Consider the following 278-nt stretch of genomic DNA (forward strand, 5'->3'; position numbering starts at 1 on the left):
GGATAAGCTTTTCGAGACCTACATGGACTACAGCGATTCTGGGCGACTCGGTGATTGCGTAATCGCGATCCGCGCCCTGTGTCAGGAGCACATGGATGATGACACGCTGGTGCGTATTGACGCACGCATGATGAGTGCGCTAGAATTCGAGATTGATGTCTACATCTCGGACCGCAAATATCCGCTGGCGATGCTGCACGAGCAACTTTCGCTCTTGACATTGACCCAGTGGATGGAGCAGAATGCGTTCATGCGGGATTTCACGATTCCAACCGCCT

General features: G+C 53.2%; 1 protein-coding gene. It reads left to right on the plus strand.

Features of this window, described 5'->3' with window-relative positions; genetic code table 11:
- Nucleotides 1–22 precede the first annotated feature (22 nt).
- On the plus strand, nucleotides 23–278 hold a 256-nt coding region (locus ACZ2V4_RS11780; RefSeq protein WP_490514958.1), incomplete at its 3' end, for a hypothetical protein.

Source organism: Macrococcus sp. CoH-51_TC_04 (genome assembly GCF_058188655.1).